The organism is Citrobacter freundii complex sp. 2025EL-00176 (genome assembly GCF_053309355.1).
Genome location: NZ_JBRYHT010000016.1, coordinates 42,075 through 59,978, shown reverse-complemented (window position 1 = coordinate 59,978; position 17,904 = coordinate 42,075). Strand labels below are relative to the sequence as shown.

Here is a 17,904-nt window from a genome sequence, read left to right as displayed (position 1 = left end):
TGAATATAATATTCCATTATGACAGATTATTATGAATTAAAAATTCCTAAGGACCAAAAAATGAATCTCGGTGCATTAGTTTCAGAAACCCGTAACCCTCAGACCATGGATCTTGATGCGCTCTCCACGCTGGAGTTGGTTCATCGTTTTAATCAACAGGATACGCTGGTAGCACAAGCAGTAAAAGCCACTCTTCCTGAAGTTGCGCGTGCGGTCGATGCGGCGGCTGATGCGCTTAAAGCGGGTGGACGCATTATATACATGGGCGCGGGTACCAGCGGGCGTCTTGGGGTTCTGGATGCATCTGAATGCCCACCGACTTTCGGCGTACCGCACGGTCTGGTGGTTGGGCTGATTGCCGGGGGACCGGGCGCGTTGCTGAAGGCGGTTGAAGGCGCGGAAGATAATCCGCAGTTAGGTGAAGACGATCTGCGTGCGCTCAATCTTACCGCACAGGATCTGGTGGTGGGTCTGGCGGCTTCAGGTCGTACGCCGTATGTGATTGGCGGGCTGAAATATGCCCGGACGGTAGGCTGTACGACGGTGGCAATTTCCTGCAATCCGGACTCTCCTATCGCGCATGAAGCGGATATTGCCATCTCCCCCGTGGTAGGACCGGAGGCTCTGACGGGGTCAACACGACTGAAATCCGGCACCGCGCAAAAACTGGTGCTCAATATGATCTCAACCGGTGCGATGGTGAAGTTTGGCAAGGTGTACCAGAACCTGATGGTGGATATGCAGGCCACCAACGTCAAACTGGTCGATCGGGCGTGTCGCATGGTGGTTGAAGCCACTGGCATTGCGCGTGAGCAGGCGCAAGCGCTGTTAAAGCAGACTGACTTTGATGTTAAACCCGCCATTTTAATGGCGCTCACCGGCCAGGACGCCGCTGCCGCCCGCGAAAAGCTTGCTGCTCACCAAGGTTTTTTACGCGCGGCGTTAGAACACTAAGAGGTGTATATGGATAAGACGGCGGTGCTGGCCAGCGACATTCTGCTGGGCGTTGGCGGAGAGAAAAATATTCTGCGCCTGGAAAACTGTATGACCCGTGTCAGGGTGGAAGTCCGGGATGACGGTCAGCTCGATGTATCCCGACTTAAGCAACTGTCCGGCGTCAGCGGTTATGTGAAGCAGGGCGCGCAGCACCAGATCATCGTCGGCCCCGGTAAAGCTGCCAGGGTGGTGGATGCTATGCGCTCCCTGATTGCCGATAGCGGAGAGCATACCAATGCGCATGATATCGAGCGCACGAAGTCACAGGCTAAAGCGAAATACAAAGCGCCGATGAGCGACGCGCTGCGTAAGCTGGCGAACGTCTTTATCCCCCTTATTCCGGCGTTTATCGCCTCTGGTTTAATTACCGGCATTATTAACATCCTTAAGCGGCCTGATATCGTCGGGGATTTTGCGACCCACTATCCGAATTTACTTGGACTGATGGGCATATTCGGCAGCGCCGTGTTTGCCATTATGAATATTCTGGTCGGGGTCAATACCGCTAAAGTCTTCGGCGGTTCTCTGGCGATGGGCGGAGTGATGGCGGGGATCCTCTCCAGTCCGCAACTGGCGCAAATTACCCTGTTTGGCGAAACGTTGCAGCCGGGGCGCGGTGGGGTGATCGCAGTGCTGTTGGTGGTCGCGTTGATGTGCTGGATCGAGCGCAAATTCCGCGAACTGCTGCCGGAATCACTGGAACTGATCCTTAACCCACTACTGACCACTATTATTACCGGGGCTATTGCGATAGTGGCGCTGCAACCATTGGGGGGATGGATTTCCGAATCTATCGCTCACGGCGCATCCTGGGCCATCGATCGCGGCGGTTTTCTGGTCGGCGCTGTACTGGCAGGAACCTTCCTGCCGCTGGTGCTTACCGGACTTCATCAGGGGTTAGTGCCTATCCACGTCGAACTGGTGCAGGCGCACGGTTATAACGCGCTCTTTCCAATCCTTGCCATGGCGGGTGTTGGGCAAATAGGTGCTGCGATTGCGGTGCTGATGAAAACCCGCAACGCACGACTAAAAAAAGTGATCAAAGGGGCGTTGCCGGTTGGATTATTGGGTATTGGCGAACCGCTGATTTTTGGCGTTACGCTACCGTTGGGTAAGCCGTTTATCGGTGCTTGTCTTGGCGGAGCGGTAGGCGGGGCGCTGATAAGCTACTGGAAAGTGGCAACGGTCATCACCTTTGGTATCTCAGGATTACCGCTGGCATTAACGATTGTTGCCGGAAAAGTGATGTTCTATCTGTTAGGCTATCTGGTAGCAGTTATTGCCGGGTTTCTGTTTACCTGGCTATTGGGGTTCAACGATCCAGAGGAATAAAGTTTGACCAATCACCAGCGCCGCGTTGTCTTTTTTGATTTGGATGGCACGTTACACCAGCAGGATATGTTCGGTAGTTTTATACGTTATCTGCTGCGCCGCCAGCCGCTGAACGTGCTGCTTGTGCTGCCTCTGTTACCGGTGATTGCGCTGGCGTTGTTGATAAAAGGACGCGCGGCCCGCTGGCCGATGAGCCTGCTGTTATGGGGGTGCACTTTTGGTCGTAGCGAGGCGCGTCTGAAAGCGCACCAGGCTGATTTTGTACGTTGGTTTCGCAATAACGTGACGGCGTTTCCGCTCGTACAGCAGCGGTTGACCACTTATCTGTTGAGTTCTGACGCCGATATTTGGCTTATCACCGGCTCCCCACAGTCGCTGGTGGAACAGGTTTACTTTGATACCCCGTGGCTACCGCGCGTCAATCTGATCGCCAGTAAAATGGCGCGGGGATATGGTGGCTGGGTGCTGCCTCTGCGCTGTCTGGGGCATGAGAAAGTGACACAGCTGGAACGCCAGATTGGCGCGCCGCTGCAACTGTATAGTGGTTATAGCGACAGTAAACAGGACAACCCGCTGCTCTCTTTTTGCCAGCATCGCTGGCGCGTCACGCCGCGTGGGGAACTGCAACAACTCGAATAGAGTAAACGATAGCGTCTGTGTATAATGCGCCCGCTTTGATTACTGGAGTTACCCCTTTGTCTGAAGTTGAATTTAGCCACGAATACTGGATGCGTCATGCTTTAACGCTGGCTAAGCGCGCCTGGGATGAGCGTGAAGTCCCGGTGGGCGCGGTATTAGTGCATGATAACCGCGTCATTGGCGAAGGCTGGAACCGGCCGATTGGTCACCATGATCCCACAGCCCATGCTGAAATTATGGCGCTGCGTCAGGGCGGCCTGGTGCTGCAAAATTATCGTCTGTTAGATGCCACGTTGTACGTCACTCTGGAGCCATGCGTGATGTGCGCAGGCGCGATGGTGCACAGCCGTATCGGCCGGGTGGTTTTTGGCGCGCGCGATGCGAAAACGGGGGCGGCGGGTTCATTAATGGACGTGCTGCATCACCCTGGAATGAATCATCGGGTTGAAGTGACAGAGGGAGTCCTACGGGATGAATGCGCCACTCTGCTCAGCGATTTCTTTCGTATGCGTCGTCAGGAAATTAAAGCCCTGAAAAAATCCGCCAGTGCGTAAATGCCGGCCTGATTGCCTGATGTTTATCAGGCCGATAAGACTACTTTTCCTCTTTCTTTTGCGTGGAAAACAGCAGGGAAGGGGAGTGCGTCAGGTAGTTTGACGACGTTTGAGACAGGAACGCGGAAAGCGGGAATTTCTCTTTACCTAATAACTCCGCGGGTGACACCGCCGGGTAATCCTGCGCCAGCTGCTGCGTTTCCTGCGCCTGCTTTTCTTTTTCTTGCAGATATCCCACCAGGCTTATCTGGTATTTACGGATATTTTCCACATAGGCGTAGGCTTCATGACCACGCGCATAGCCATAGGTCAGCTTGTTGTAATATGGCTTTTGACTGAGCAGCGGTAGACGCTGTTTTACATCGGACCAGCTATTCGGATTGCCTTTGGTTTTGACCGTCAGCGCCCGTGCGTCCAGCATATGCGCATAACCCATATTGTAGGCGGCAAGCGCAAACCAGATGCGTTCCCCTTCCGGGACGGTATCCGGCACTTTACTCATCATATCCTGCAAATAACGCGCGCCGCCGCTGATGCTCTGTTCGGCATCGGTACGGTCAGTTAGCCCGAGACTCTGGGCGGTATTTTTGGTCAACATCATCAGTCCGCGTACGCCGGTCGGGGACGTGGCCTGCGCGTCCCAGTGCGACTCCTGATACGAGATCGCGGCAAGCAGTCGCCAGTCTATTTTTTGCGCATATTTTTCAAACAGCGGCTTAAGGTCTGGCAACACGCTATCGACGGCGCGCAAAAAGGTGCGGGTGTCGACATAGTCAAAATCATCGCCATGCCCGAGATATTTCTCTTCCAGTCGCGCCAGAGAGCCATCTTCATTCATGGTGTTAAAGAAATCCAACAGGGCGGCAGACAGGGTGTTGTCATCGTCCAGACGACTAAACCAGGTCACCGGTTGTTCGTCGGAGACGTCCAGCGCGACGGCCAGCTCAGGATGTACGCGTTGGTACAGGCTAATGGCGACGGAATCGGCGATGGTGTAATCCAGCTTACCGGCGATAACATCATCAAGCAGTTCAGTGGTGCCCTTTTTGTCATCTACTTTCCAGCTCAGGTCGGGAAATTTTTTCTCTTTTAGCTGCTGGAGATCGTTAACCACCACATGCCCCGGGGCGATAGTCAGCTGATTTTCATTCACGGTAGCCAGGGTTCGGGGGCGATATTGCCCAACACGATACACCAGCTGTTGTGAAACCGAGTAATAGGTCGGGCCGGGCTGATAATTTTTCACCCGCTCGCTGTTATACACCAGGCCTGCGGCTAACAGATCGGCATTCCCGTTATCCAGGTCGTCAAACAGCTGGCTGATGTTCTGACGCACGGTAACTTTTAACTTCACGCCTAAATAGTTGGCGAACGCCTGGGCCAGTTCATAATCCAGACCGAATTTTTTGCCGTTGAGAGTAGCGTAAGTTAACGGCGAGTCGATGGTACTGACGCGCAGTTCTCCCCGCGACTGAATGGCGGCGATACGATTTTCGGCTTTACCGAACCAGGGAATGGATGGCCAGAGAGCCGCTGCCAACAACAGCGTTAATATGCCGATGAACAGATAATTAATCTTTAATTTTTTCAATTAGTTAATTCTCTGAACCGTACGTTGTCTCTGTCTGCTGTGGTGTTGTTTAAGAAGTGAAGTCGTCATTAATGAGCGGCATTTTGCTTAAACTTGCGTCAGTTGGCAACTTATTCAGAATACAGACCGCATTTGATGATAAGACAAGGCCGCGATTTTATTTCCACGCAAACGGTTTCGTCGGCGCGGTAGATTCTTTATAATACCGCCCGTTTCCCCCACTTGGGCACACCGAAAGCTTAGAAGACGAGAGACTTATGATGGAAATTCTGCGTGGTTCACCTGCACTGTCTGCATTCCGTATTAACAAACTGCTGGCACGTTTTCAGGCTGCCAACCTCCAGGTCCACAATATTTACGCCGAGTACGTCCATTTTGCCGATCTGAACGCACCGTTGAATGAGGATGAGCACGCACAGCTTGCACGCCTGCTGAAATATGGTCCTGCTCTTCACAGCCACGCTCCTGAGGGTAAACTGCTGCTGGTTACCCCTCGTCCAGGCACCATCTCCCCGTGGTCTTCTAAAGCGACTGATATTGCCCATAATTGCGGCCTACAACAGATTAGCCGCCTGGAGCGTGGTGTTGCTTACTATGTAGACGCTTCTACGCTGACTGCGGCGCAGTGGCAGGAGGTTGCCGACGTACTGCACGACCGCATGATGGAAACGGTTTTCTCTGCGCTAAACGATGCCGAAAAACTGTTTGCGCATCACCAGCCTGCGCCGGTCTCCAGCGTTGACCTGCTCGGCCAGGGTCGTCAGGCGCTGATTGACGCCAACGTGCGTCTCGGCCTGGCATTGGCGGAAGATGAAATCGACTATCTACAGGATGCGTTCAGCAAACTGGGGCGCAACCCGAACGACATCGAGCTGTACATGTTCGCGCAGGCCAACTCCGAACACTGTCGCCACAAGATTTTTAACGCCGACTGGATTATCGACGGTGAACAGCAGCCGAAGTCGCTGTTTAAAATGATTAAAAACACCTTCGAAACCACCCCGGACCACGTGCTGTCTGCCTATAAAGACAACGCTGCGGTGATGGAAGGATCCGAAGTTGGCCGTTACTTCGCTGACCACGAAACCGGTCGCTACGATTTCCATCAGGAGCCAGCCCATATCCTGATGAAGGTCGAAACCCATAACCACCCGACCGCCATCTCTCCATGGCCGGGCGCGGCAACCGGATCCGGCGGTGAAATTCGTGATGAAGGCGCCACCGGGCGCGGCGCAAAACCGAAAGCCGGGCTGGTGGGCTTCTCTGTTTCCAACCTGCGTATTCCCGGCTTCGAACAGCCGTGGGAAGAAGATTTCGGCAAACCGGAACGTATTGTTACCGCGCTGGATATCATGACCGACGGCCCGCTGGGCGGCGCGGCGTTTAACAACGAATTTGGTCGTCCGGCGCTGACCGGCTACTTCCGTACCTATGAAGAAAAAGTTAACAGTCACAACGGCGAAGAGCTGCGCGGCTATCATAAGCCGATCATGCTGGCGGGCGGCATTGGCAACATCCGTGCCGATCACGTGCAGAAAGGCGAGATTGTCGTCGGCGCGAAGCTGATCGTTCTCGGCGGCCCGGCGATGAACATCGGCCTCGGCGGCGGGGCGGCTTCTTCTATGGCATCCGGCCAGTCTGACGCGGATCTCGACTTCGCCTCCGTACAACGTGATAACCCGGAAATGGAGCGTCGTTGCCAGGAAGTTATCGACCGCTGCTGGCAGATGGGCGATGCCAACCCGATTCTGTTCATCCACGACGTTGGCGCGGGCGGTCTGTCCAACGCCATGCCGGAGCTGGTCAGCGATGGCGGTCGCGGCGGTAAATTCCAGCTGCGCGATATCCTCAGCGACGAGCCGGGTATGAGCCCGCTGGAAATCTGGTGTAACGAATCTCAGGAACGTTACGTGCTGGCGGTTGCTGCCGACCAGTTGCCGCTGTTTGACGAACTTTGTAAGCGCGAGCGCGCGCCGTATGCGGTGATCGGTGAAGCCACCGAAGAGCAGCATCTGACCCTTAGCGACAGCCACTTCGATAACCAGCCGATCGACATGCCGCTGGACGTGCTGCTGGGCAAAACGCCGAAGATGACCCGTGATGTGCAGACGCTGAAAGCCAAGGGCGATGCTCTGAATCGTGGCGAAATCTCGATTGCAGATGCGGTGAACCGCGTGCTGCATCTGCCGACTGTCGCCGAAAAAACCTTCCTCGTAACCATCGGCGACCGTACGGTTACCGGTATGGTGGCGCGTGACCAGATGGTGGGGCCGTGGCAGATCCCGGTGGCTAACTGTGCGGTGACCACCGCCAGCCTTGATAGCTACTATGGTGAAGCGATGTCTATCGGCGAACGTGCGCCAGTCGCTCTGCTGGACTTCTCGGCCTCTGCCCGTCTGGCGGTAGGGGAAGCGCTGACCAACATTGCGGCAACGCAGATTGGCGACATCAAACGCATTAAACTCTCCGCAAACTGGATGGCGGCTGCGGGTCACCCGGGTGAAGATGCCGGGTTATACGAAGCGGTAAAAGCCGTCGGGGAAGAATTATGTCCGGCGCTTGGCCTGACTATTCCGGTGGGTAAAGACTCCATGTCGATGAAAACCCGCTGGCAAGAAGGCAACGAGCAGCGCGAAATGACCTCGCCGCTGTCGCTGGTGATCACCGCTTTTGCCCGTGTGGAAGATGTGCGTCACACTATTACCCCGCAGCTCTCTACTGAAGATAATGCCCTGCTGTTAATTGACCTTGGTCTGGGCCACAACGCACTGGGCGCGACCGCGCTGGCGCAGGTTTACCGTCAACTGGGCGACAAACCGGCCGACGTTCGTGACGTGGCGCAGTTGAAAGGCTTCTACGATGCTATTCAGGCGCTGGTCGCACAGCGCAAGCTGCTGGCCTACCACGACCGTTCTGACGGCGGTCTGCTGGTGACGCTGGCGGAAATGGCCTTCACCGGGCACTGTGGTATTGAGGCTGATATCAGCACGCTGGGCGACGATCGTCTGGCAGCGCTGTTTAACGAAGAGCTGGGCGCCGTGATCCAGGTTCGCGCCGCTGACCGTGACGCGGTGGAAGCCATTCTGGCGGCCAACGGCCTGGCAGGCTGCGTACACTACCTCGGTAAAGCCGTCGAAGGCGATCGCTTCACCCTCTCCGCTAATGGGCAGTCGGTGTTCAGCGAAAGCCGCACCACCCTGCGTATGTGGTGGGCAGAAACCACATGGCAGATGCAGCGTCTGCGCGACAACCCGGAATGCGCCGATCAGGAACACGACGCTAAAACCAACGACGCCGATCCGGGTCTCAACGTCAAACTGTCGTTCGATATTAATGACGATGTTGCTGCGCCGTACATCGCCACCGGCGCACGTCCAAAAGTCGCCGTACTGCGCGAGCAGGGCGTTAATTCCCACGTCGAGATGGCAGCAGCTTTCCATCGCGCGGGCTTCGATGCTATCGACGTGCACATGAGCGATCTGCTGGGCGGACGTATCGGTCTGGGGAATTTCCAGGCGCTGGTAGCCTGTGGCGGCTTCTCTTACGGTGATGTGCTTGGCGCCGGGGAGGGCTGGGCGAAGTCGATTCTGTTCAACAACCGTGTACGTGACGAGTTTGAAACCTTCTTCCATCGTCCACAAACGCTGGCGCTTGGGGTGTGTAACGGTTGTCAGATGATGTCGAACCTGCATGAACTGATCCCGGGCAGCGACCTGTGGCCGCGCTTTGTGCGTAACCACTCCGATCGTTTTGAAGCCCGCTTCAGCCTGGTCGAAGTGACGCAAAGCCCATCTTTACTGCTCAGCGATATGGTTGGATCGATGATGCCGATTGCCGTTTCTCACGGTGAAGGTCGGGTGGAAGTGCGTGACGACGCGCATCTGGCTCAGCTTGAGGGCAAAGGTCTGGTGGCGCTGCGCTACGTTGATAACTTCGGTAAGGTGACCGAAACCTACCCGGCTAACCCGAACGGTTCGCCGAACGGTATTACTGCCGTTACTACTGAAAATGGTCGCGTCACCATTATGATGCCGCACCCGGAACGTGTGTTCCGCACGGTGGCTAACTCCTGGCACCCGGAAAACTGGGGCGAGGACAGCCCGTGGATGCGTATTTTCCGTAACGCGCGTAAACAGCTCGGTTAATTCGCTCAATAGTCATTAAGCCCCTCTTCGTGAGGGGCTTTTTTGTATCGTAGGCCGGATAAAGCGTTTACGCCGCAAGATTAAACTGTCGGGAAATCCCGACATGGGTGGGGTGAGGCTGTCGCCAAAAAGAGACATTTAACCATTTGATTTAAAATGGTTTTGTTTTTATGTGCTGCATGTGTTGCTGATTAGCGACAGAAAGCGCAAAAAACAGGCAGAATTATTTTTTGCCTGAATAACGATATTTTTCATATCTATCATTGTGTTAACAAAGTGTTTTGAATATTGGCACAGATACTGCATAATATTAATCAGTGGCTCATTCACCTTCTTATGTCAGCCCCTTCGGGAAGCGCTACATAAACTTCGAATGACGCACAACAAGGTGCCTGCCGTCCAACATCTGATATTAGCATTGCTCATATCAACCTCCGGGCGAAACGTCGAGTTAGGCACCGCCTTATTCCACAACAAAGCCGGGTTAATCCCGGCTTTGTTGTATCTGGCGTTCCCCTCAGTTAGCATCAAGCTATTCCTGTCCATTGAGAGTAACGCCTTGAAGCGCTGGTCAGTTTTCCCCCGATCTTTACGTCAATTGGTTATGTTGGCATTCTTGCTGATTCTGCTGCCGTTGTTAGTTCTGGCCTGGCAGGCGTGGCAAAGCCTGAATGCTTTGAGCGCGCAGGCGGCGCTGACGAACCGCACCACGCTGATTGACGCCAGACGCAGTGAGGCAATGACCAACGCTGCGCTGGAGATGGAGCGGAGCTACCGGCAATACTGTGTGCTTGATGACCCAACGTTGGCAAAGGTCTACCAGAGTCAGCGTAAACGCTATAGCGACATGCTGGATGCGCATGCGGGCGTGTTGCCGGATAACAAGCTTTATCAGGCATTACGTCAGGATCTCAACGATCTCGCGCAATTACAGTGCCATAACAGCGGTCCAGATAGCGTGGCGGCAGCCCGGCTGGAAGCGTTCGCTAATGCCAATACCGAGATGGTACAAGCGACGCGCACCGTGGTCTTTTCTCGTGGTCAGCAGCTACAGCAGGAAATAGCCGAACGTGGGCAGTTCTTTGGTTGGCAGGCGCTGGTGCTGTTTCTTGTCAGCCTGGCGATGGTACTGCTGTTCACTCGTATGATTATTGGCCCGGTGAAGGGCATAGAAAGGATGATCAATCGGCTGGGGGAAGGGCGCTCGCTGGGCGATAGCGTATTATTTACCGGGCCGCGTGAGCTGAGGTCTGTCGGTCAGCGCATTATCTGGTTGAGCGAACGTCTTTCCTGGCTTGAGTCGCAACGGCATCAGTTTTTACGCCATCTGTCTCATGAGCTGAAAACACCGCTGGCGAGCATGCGCGAAGGTACGGAGTTGCTGGCCGATCAGGTCGTTGGACCGCTAACGCCGGAGCAAAAAGAGGTGGTCGGTATTCTGGATGACAGTAGCCGCAACCTGCAAAAGCTGATTGAGCAGCTTCTTGATTACAACCGCAAGCTGGCGGATGACGAGGTTGAGCTTGAGAGCGTGGAAATCGCGCCGCTGGTTGAACGCGTTGTTTCTGCACATAGTCTGCCCGCTCGCGGCAAAATGATACATACTGAGGTAGCGCTTGAGGCGAACACCTGCCTGGCAGAACCGATGCTGTTGATGAGCGTGCTGGACAATCTTTATTCCAATGCGGTGCACTATGGCGCTGAATCCGGTAACATTTGGATCCGCAGCAGTTTGCATGGCTCAACGGTATACATCGATATAACGAATACCGGCACACCGATTCCAGAAGCAGAACAGACCATGATCTTCGAGCCTTTTTTCCAGGGTAGTCATCAGCGAAAAGGGGCGGTAAAAGGAAGCGGGTTGGGGCTAAGCATTGCCAGAGATTGCATCCGCCGTATGCGGGGCAAACTGTATCTGGTTGATGACCATGCGCAAAGCGTTTGTTTTCGCATAGAATTGCCGCTATCTGCTGCAAAAAATCACTAAAATAAACCTAAGTCTGGTGAGTATGCCACACGTTGTTGTCCGAATGCTTAAACGACATTTTTTCCGTCGAGTCTTGCTTATGAGCCTGCCGTGTCTGGTGCTGGCCGGGTGCGCGCCGAACGCGGTGAATCATGTTACCGGCGATCCCTCGCAGGAGAAAATCCCGCCTTACCAACTGGCGGACTATCTTGCAACCGAGTGTACGGATATCTGGTCACTGGCGGGCCAGCCCACAGAGACTAATCCACTGTACTGGCTGCGGGCTATGGATTGCGCCAATCGCCTGATGCCGGTCCAGGCGCGCAGTGAAGCCAGTATGATGATGCCAGATACCTGGCAGGGGGCTTTCAGACGCGGGATTCTGCTCGATAACGCTAACATTACGCCACCTGAAAGGCGGGAGGCTGTTTCGCGCCTCGAGGCATTAAGTCCACAAATTCCGCCGCAAGTCAGACCGCTGTATCAGGTCTGGCTCAGCAGCCAAACGCTACAACTGCAGCTTGCCGAAGAGCGTATGCGCTACAGTAAACTCCAGCAAACATCGGACAGCGATCTTGATACGCTACGTCAACAGCAGCAGCATTTGCAGTCCCAGCTCGATCTCACCACCCGTAAGCTGGAGAATCTGACCGATATAGAACGTCAGCTTTCCACGCGCAAACCTGCAGGCAGCTACAATCCTGATGCGCCGCACGGGAATGATAAACTCACCACGCCTGATAACGAGGATGGCACTGTGCCATCAGCCGATGAGGTCACACCATGATAAGCCGTAAGCCCGCACATCTGCTGCTGGTGGATGACGATCCGGGCCTGTTGAAATTGCTCGGTATGCGACTGACCAGCGAAGGCTACAGTGTCGTAACCGCAGAAAGTGGGCAGGAAGGGTTACGGGTGCTGAACCGCGAAAAAGTGGATCTGGTTATCAGTGACCTGCGTATGGATGAAATGGACGGCATGCAGCTGTTTACTGAAATCCAGAAAGTGCAGCCTGGAATGCCGGTTATAATCCTCACTGCTCACGGTTCCATCCCTGACGCCGTTGCCGCGACGCAGCAAGGGGTGTTCAGTTTTCTCACCAAGCCGGTTGATAAAGACGCGTTATACCAGGCGATTGATGGCGCATTGGAACAGTCTGCGCCAGCCACGGATGACAGCTGGCGTGAGTCCATCGTCACCCGCAGCCCGCTGATGCTGCGTCTGTTAGAACAGGCGCGGATGGTAGCGCAATCGGATGTGAGCGTATTGATTAACGGTCAAAGCGGAACCGGGAAAGAGGTGTTTGCCCAGGCGATTCATAACGCCAGCCCGCGCAGCCACAAGCCATTCATTGCTATTAACTGCGGCGCGTTACCGGAACAACTGCTGGAGTCCGAACTGTTTGGTCATGCGCGCGGTGCTTTTACCGGTGCGGTAAGCAATCGCGAGGGCCTGTTTCAGGCGGCGGAAGGCGGGACGCTGTTCCTTGATGAGATTGGCGATATGCCCGCGCCATTACAGGTCAAATTGCTGCGCGTTTTACAGGAGCGCAAGGTCAGACCGCTGGGCAGTAACCGCGATATCGACATTGATGTGCGCATTATATCCGCTACCCACCGCGACCTGCCAAAAGCGATGGCGCGGGGCGAGTTTCGTGAAGATTTGTACTATCGCCTCAACGTGGTAAGCCTGAAGATCCCGGCGTTGGCCGAGCGTACGGAAGATATTCCGCTGTTGGCAAACCATCTGCTGCGACAGTCTGCTGAACGGCATAAACCGTTCGTGCGCGCCTTCTCGACCGATGCCATGAAGCGTTTGATGACCGCCAGTTGGCCGGGCAACGTGCGTCAGTTGGTCAACGTGATCGAGCAGTGCGTGGCTTTGACCTCTTCGCCGGTGATCAGCGATGCGCTGGTGGAGCAGGCCCTGGAAGGGGAGAACACCGCGCTGCCGACGTTTGTTGAAGCGCGCAATCAGTTTGAACTCAACTACCTGCGCAAGCTATTGCAAATCACCAAAGGCAATGTGACCCACGCGGCGCGAATGGCGGGGCGCAACCGCACCGAATTCTATAAATTGCTTTCTCGACACGAGCTGGATGCAAACGATTTCAAAGAATAAATCTGCGGATTATGTTAGCTTTATTCGATCAAAAGACAGGCGACCTTTTCAAGGAATAGCATGAAAAAGATTGATGCGATTATTAAACCCTTCAAGCTGGACGACGTCCGTGAAGCGCTGGCAGAAGTCGGCATTACTGGTATGACAGTCACAGAAGTGAAAGGGTTTGGCCGTCAGAAAGGCCATACCGAGTTATACCGTGGTGCGGAATACATGGTTGATTTTCTGCCGAAGGTAAAAATTGAAATTGTGGTTACCGACGACATCGTCGATACCTGCGTTGACACCATTATTCGTACCGCGCAGACCGGTAAAATCGGTGACGGTAAGATTTTTGTCTTCGACGTGGCACGCGTTATTCGTATTCGTACCGGTGAAGAAGACGACGCGGCAATCTAAGCCGCGCCGTTAATTTGTAGGCCTGATAAGCGTAGCGCATCAGGCAGAGTGAATGCCGGATGGCGGCGTAAACGCCTTATCCGGCCTACACGCGTAATACATTACAACACTTTATGCGGGCCGAAGCATTCGTAATGAATGTTCTCGTTTTTCACGCCCAGACCGACCAGTTGCTTCGCGGCGAACTGCATAAAGCCGACCGGGCCGCACAGATAAAACTGCATCGCCGGATCGCTGATTGTCCCTTCCAGTTTGTTCAGATCCATCAGACCAATGCTATCAAACGCACCTTTCGCGCGATCGGCTTCGTTTGGCTCACGATACCAGGTATGTGCGCTAAAGCGTGGCAGCGTTTCGCCGAGTGCTTTTACTTCATCGGCGAAAGCATGTACATCACCATTTTCCGCCGCGTGGAACCAGTTTACCTGCGCCGTATGATTGGCCTTCGCCAGCGTATCCAGCATCGCCAGCATCGGGGTCTGACCCACGCCTGCGGAAATCAGAGACACCGGAGTATCGGTCGCGACGTCCATAAAGAAATCACCCGCTGGCGCGGCTAAGTGAACGACGTCACCGACATTGGCGTGGTTATGCAGCCAGGTTGAAACCTGACCACCGTCCTCGCGCTTCACGGCAATTCGATAGCCTTTGCCATCGGGTTTACGGGTCAGTGAGTACTGACGAATTTCCTGATGCGGGAAACCTTCCGGCTTCAGCCAGACGCCCAGGTATTGGCCCGGATGGTATTCAGCCACTGCGCCGCCGTCGACGGGTTCAAACTCAAAGCTGGTAATCGCGCGGCTTTGCGGCGTTTTCGCCACGATACGGAAAGGACGCGTGCCTTCCCAACCGCCATTTTTGTTGGCGTTTTCGCTGTAGATTTGCGCTTCACGGTTAATAAACACGCCCGCCAGCACGCCGTATGCTTTGCCCCACGCATCCAGCACTTCCTGGCCCGGGCTGAACATTTCGTCCAGCGTGGCCAGCAGGTGGCTCCCAACGATGTTGTACTGCTCTGGTTTAATCTGGAAGCTGGTATGTTTCTGCGCGATTTTCTCAACGGCTGGCAACAGCGCTGCCAGGTTGTCGATGTTGCTGGCATACGCGGCAATGGCGTTAAACAGCGCTTCACGCTGATCGCCATTGCGCTGGTTACTCATGTTGAAAATTTCTTTCAGCTCTGGGTTATGCGTAAACATGCGATCGTAGAAATGGGCGGTCAGCTTCGGACCTGTTTCAACCAGCAGGGGAATGGTGGCTTTCACTGTAGCGATGGTTTGTGCGTCAAGCATACGGTCTTCCTTTATCTGAAACTTTAATGATGTATGTCAAATGCATCTTATAAAAAATACCCCTGCATTGTAAATGGTTCTTTGTAACTTTGCGTTGTAAAGGTTACATCGTGAAAAATCTGCATCACAAACCTGAAAAGAAATCCGTTGAAATTCAGCAGACCTTTGTTCTCCAAAGCCTTGTGTGCCGTGAAGGTAATCGTTTGCGTAAAATCCTTTGTCAAGACCTGTTATCGAAGAATGATTCGGTTATACTGTTGGCCGTCGTCCAACGGGACTGCCTTTTTAGGCCGAAATTCTATTGTTAGCTGAGTCAGGAGATGCGGATGTTAAAGCGTGAAATGAACATTGCCGATTATGATGCCGAACTGTGGCAGGCTATGGAGCAGGAAAAAGTACGTCAGGAAGAGCACATCGAACTGATCGCCTCCGAAAACTATACCAGCCCGCGTGTAATGCAGGCGCAGGGTTCTCAGCTGACCAACAAATACGCTGAAGGTTATCCGGGCAAGCGCTACTACGGCGGTTGCGAGTACGTTGATATCGTTGAGCAACTGGCTATCGATCGTGCAAAAGAACTGTTTGGCGCTGACTACGCTAACGTCCAGCCGCACTCTGGCTCTCAGGCTAACTTTGCTGTCTACACCGCGCTGCTGCAACCGGGCGATACCGTGCTGGGTATGAACCTGGCGCAGGGCGGCCACCTGACTCACGGCTCCCCGGTTAACTTCTCCGGCAAACTGTACAACATCATTCCTTACGGCATTGATGAGTCCGGTAAAATTGACTACGAAGACATGGCTAAGCAGGCCAAAGAGCATAAGCCAAAAATGATCATCGGTGGCTTCTCTGCCTACTCCGGCGTGGTTGACTGGGCAAAAATGCGTGAAATCGCTGACAGCATCGGCGCATACCTGTTCGTCGACATGGCGCACGTTGCTGGCCTGATTGCTGCTGGCGTTTACCCGAACCCTGTTCCGCACGCTCACGTTGTCACCACCACCACCCACAAAACCCTGGCGGGTCCGCGCGGCGGCCTGATCCTGGCAAAAGGCGGTGACGAAGAGCTGTACAAAAAACTGAACTCCGCTGTGTTCCCAAGCGCGCAGGGCGGCCCGCTGATGCACGTGATCGCAGCGAAAGCTGTGGCGCTGAAAGAAGCGATGGAGCCAGAGTTCAAAGTCTACCAGCAGCAGGTTGCGAAAAACGCCAAAGCGATGGTGGAAGTGTTCCTGAACCGCGGCTACAAAGTGGTTTCCGGCGGGACTGAAAACCACCTGTTCCTGCTGGATCTGGTTGATAAAAACCTGACCGGTAAAGAAGCTGACGCCGCACTGGGTCGTGCTAACATCACCGTCAACAAAAACAGCGTACCAAACGATCCGAAGAGCCCGTTTGTGACTTCCGGTATCCGTATCGGTTCCCCGGCTGTCACTCGCCGTGGCTTTAAAGAAGCGGAAGTGAAAGAGCTGGCTGGCTGGATGTGTGATGTTCTGGACAATATCAATGATGAAGCGGTGATTGAGCGCATCAAAGGTAAAGTGCTGGATATCTGCGCACGCTTCCCGGTTTACGCGTAAGTAATATTGATTGCCGGACCTTATCCGGCCTACTGATAACTCACGTGTAGGCCGGATAAACGAAGAGACATCCGCCAGTTATATTGACTTAAGCAAGATTGTTTCATCGACTAAAGCCGCCACTGGCGGCTTTTTCTTTGCCTGAATCCATTTCCTCAATAAGCGCATTTCCCGGCCCTGGTTTAACGTCACTGCGCCGACAATCACGTCATTCTGCAGACTAAACCATATTGCTTTCTGCGCATCAGGATCGCCACGTACGAGCCAGCTTTCTCCCTGCATCTCCCCGACAAACTGCAGGTTATCGCTGTACTGATCGGTCCAGAACCAGCCTGGCGCTGCTTCCGGCAGGGGCAAGCCGAGCATCGCGGCGGCGGCTACCTGCGCCTGAAAATTGGCGTTTTCCCAGCTTTCGATCCGGCGCAGTGAACCATCCGGCTGGCGAGTGAGCGCCACATCACCGGCGGCGAAAATGGTCGGGTCGGCGGTGGCGCAGGCGCTATCGACAATAATACCGTTGGCCGTTTCCAGCCCCGCGTCGCTGGCCAGCGTATCGTTGGCGATGATACCGATGCCGTAAACTACCGCGTCGGCGGTGAGCTGTTCGCCGTTTTGCAGCGTGAGCGTGAGAAATTCTCCCGCTTTGGCGTGCTCAATGGCGCTATTGAGCAGCATCCGCACGCCGGCTAACTGATGGCGAGCGAGCAAATAATCGCGTACCGGAGCCGGCGCATTGCGGCCCATCACCGTATCCGCCAGTTCGACCAGCGTCACCCGGCAGCCGCGCTGGGTGGCGCTGGCCGCCAGTTCCAGGCCAATGGTGCCCGCGCCGATGATGACCACCGATTTCCCAGGTTGTAGAACGGTGCGTAGGCGCTCGGCATCGCCCGCATGGCGCAGGGTAAAACAGCGATCGCCCAGTGCATCCAGCAGCGGCAGTGGTCTGGCGGCGGCCCCGGTCGCCAGCAGCAGTTGAGTCCAGCGGTAGGTTTGCCCATCCGCAAGCGTTAACGTGCGGGTCGCGCGATCGATCTCGCGAAGCGTCACGCCCAGATGCAGCTGCACGTTGTGCTCCTGCCACCAGCTGGCGGGGAGCACTGGCTGAAGCTGCGGGTTATCGTCCAGCAGCATCGCTTTTGAAAGCGGCGGGCGCTCGTAGGGCAGATACGCCTCGTCAGAAAAGAGGTGTAACGGCCCGCTAAACCCCTGCTGACGTAGCGCAGCGGCGGCCATCGCGCCTGCCTGACCGCCGCCGATGATGGCAATAATCTGTTCGTTCATGCTTG

At 54.8% G+C, this 17,904-nt stretch carries 13 protein-coding genes; 10 read left to right on the top strand and 3 right to left on the bottom strand.

Annotated features, from left to right (window positions below; translation table 11 throughout):
- Positions 1-60 precede the first annotated feature (60 nt).
- Genes murQ through tadA form a run of 4 tightly spaced genes read left to right on the top strand, consistent with a single transcriptional unit; the run spans position 61 to position 3,521 of the window.
- Complete coding sequence (gene murQ / locus ACVXHP_RS21435) at positions 61-954, top strand: N-acetylmuramic acid 6-phosphate etherase (protein WP_447572166.1); 894 nt, start codon at positions 61-63, stop codon at positions 952-954.
- Between the two features lie 9 nt (positions 955-963).
- Positions 964-2,328, top strand: a complete 1,365-nt coding sequence (locus ACVXHP_RS21430; RefSeq protein ID WP_447572165.1) for a PTS transporter subunit EIIC — start codon at positions 964-966, stop codon at positions 2,326-2,328.
- Positions 2,329-2,331: 3 nt separating this feature from the next.
- Complete coding sequence (gene yfhb / locus ACVXHP_RS21425) at positions 2,332-2,967, top strand: phosphatidylglycerophosphatase C (protein ID WP_200005441.1); 636 nt, start codon at positions 2,332-2,334, stop codon at positions 2,965-2,967.
- A 17-nt stretch (positions 2,968-2,984) separates the two neighbouring features.
- Positions 2,985-3,521 carry a tRNA adenosine(34) deaminase TadA gene (gene tadA / locus ACVXHP_RS21420; RefSeq protein ID WP_200005442.1) on the top strand — a complete coding sequence of 179 codons (537 nt, stop codon included), beginning with the start codon at positions 2,985-2,987 and terminating at the stop codon, positions 3,519-3,521.
- A 40-nt stretch (positions 3,522-3,561) separates the two neighbouring features.
- On the opposite strand, the gene mltF is transcribed toward tadA, so the two are convergent.
- The gene (mltF, locus tag ACVXHP_RS21415) at positions 3,562-5,112 is read right to left on the bottom strand and encodes a membrane-bound lytic murein transglycosylase MltF (protein ID WP_447572164.1); all 1,551 of its coding nucleotides are present in this window, start codon (positions 5,110-5,112) and stop codon (positions 3,562-3,564) included.
- Between the two features lie 257 nt (positions 5,113-5,369).
- Here mltF and purL point away from each other — a divergent pair, with 257 nt between their 5' ends.
- The 5 genes from purL (at position 5,370) to glnB (ending at position 13,746) form a co-directional block, all read left to right on the top strand.
- Entirely contained in the window at positions 5,370-9,257 is a 3,888-nt protein-coding gene (gene purL / locus ACVXHP_RS21410; protein ID WP_447572163.1) for a phosphoribosylformylglycinamidine synthase, read from the top strand.
- A 559-nt stretch (positions 9,258-9,816) separates the two neighbouring features.
- On the top strand, positions 9,817-11,247 hold the full coding sequence (qseE, locus tag ACVXHP_RS21405; protein WP_200006810.1) for a two component system sensor histidine kinase QseE/GlrK: 1,431 nt from the start codon (positions 9,817-9,819) through the stop codon (positions 11,245-11,247).
- Positions 11,248-11,269: 22 nt separating this feature from the next.
- Positions 11,270-12,013, top strand: a complete 744-nt coding sequence (gene qseG / locus ACVXHP_RS21400; RefSeq protein ID WP_447572162.1) for a two-component system QseEF-associated lipoprotein QseG — start codon at positions 11,270-11,272, stop codon at positions 12,011-12,013.
- Positions 12,013-13,347 (top strand): two-component system response regulator GlrR, encoded by a 1,335-nt coding sequence (gene glrR / locus ACVXHP_RS21395; RefSeq protein ID WP_304701307.1) that lies wholly within the window; start codon positions 12,013-12,015, stop codon positions 13,345-13,347. The genes qseG and glrR overlap by 1 nt, the downstream gene beginning before the upstream one ends.
- A gap of 60 nt (positions 13,348-13,407) precedes the next feature.
- Complete coding sequence (gene glnB, locus ACVXHP_RS21390; RefSeq protein ID WP_002914032.1) at positions 13,408-13,746, top strand: nitrogen regulatory protein P-II; 339 nt, start codon at positions 13,408-13,410, stop codon at positions 13,744-13,746.
- 101 nt (positions 13,747-13,847) lie between these two features.
- Here glnB and hmpA read toward each other — a convergent pair whose 3' ends face one another.
- Positions 13,848-15,038 (bottom strand): NO-inducible flavohemoprotein, encoded by a 1,191-nt coding sequence (hmpA, locus tag ACVXHP_RS21385; RefSeq protein WP_447572161.1) that lies wholly within the window; start codon positions 15,036-15,038, stop codon positions 13,848-13,850.
- 326 nt (positions 15,039-15,364) lie between these two features.
- On the opposite strand from hmpA, the gene glyA reads away from it, so the two are divergent.
- On the top strand, positions 15,365-16,618 hold the full coding sequence (glyA, locus tag ACVXHP_RS21380; protein ID WP_032939458.1) for a serine hydroxymethyltransferase: 1,254 nt from the start codon (positions 15,365-15,367) through the stop codon (positions 16,616-16,618).
- 78 nt (positions 16,619-16,696) lie between these two features.
- Here glyA and hcaD read toward each other — a convergent pair whose 3' ends face one another.
- The gene (hcaD, locus tag ACVXHP_RS21375) at positions 16,697-17,899 is read right to left on the bottom strand and encodes a phenylpropionate dioxygenase ferredoxin reductase subunit (RefSeq protein WP_447572160.1); all 1,203 of its coding nucleotides are present in this window, start codon (positions 17,897-17,899) and stop codon (positions 16,697-16,699) included.
- Between the last annotated feature and the right edge of the window lie 5 nt (positions 17,900-17,904).

Excerpts from the sequence above, each read along its gene's own strand:
- murQ (WP_447572166.1), top strand. The coding sequence starts at position 61 with ATGAATCTCGGTGCATTAGTTTCAGAAACCCGTAACCCTCAGACCATG.
- ACVXHP_RS21430 (WP_447572165.1), top strand. The coding sequence starts at position 964 with ATGGATAAGACGGCGGTGCTGGCCAGCGACATTCTGCTGGGCGTTGGC.
- purL (WP_447572163.1), top strand. The coding sequence starts at position 5,370 with ATGATGGAAATTCTGCGTGGTTCACCTGCACTGTCTGCATTCCGTATT.
- qseG (WP_447572162.1), top strand. The coding sequence starts at position 11,270 with ATGCCACACGTTGTTGTCCGAATGCTTAAACGACATTTTTTCCGTCGA.
- glnB (WP_002914032.1), top strand. The coding sequence starts at position 13,408 with ATGAAAAAGATTGATGCGATTATTAAACCCTTCAAGCTGGACGACGTC.
- hmpA (WP_447572161.1), bottom strand. The coding sequence starts at position 15,038 with ATGCTTGACGCACAAACCATCGCTACAGTGAAAGCCACCATTCCCCTG.
- glyA (WP_032939458.1), top strand. The coding sequence starts at position 15,365 with ATGTTAAAGCGTGAAATGAACATTGCCGATTATGATGCCGAACTGTGG.
- hcaD (WP_447572160.1), bottom strand. The coding sequence starts at position 17,899 with ATGAACGAACAGATTATTGCCATCATCGGCGGCGGTCAGGCAGGCGCG.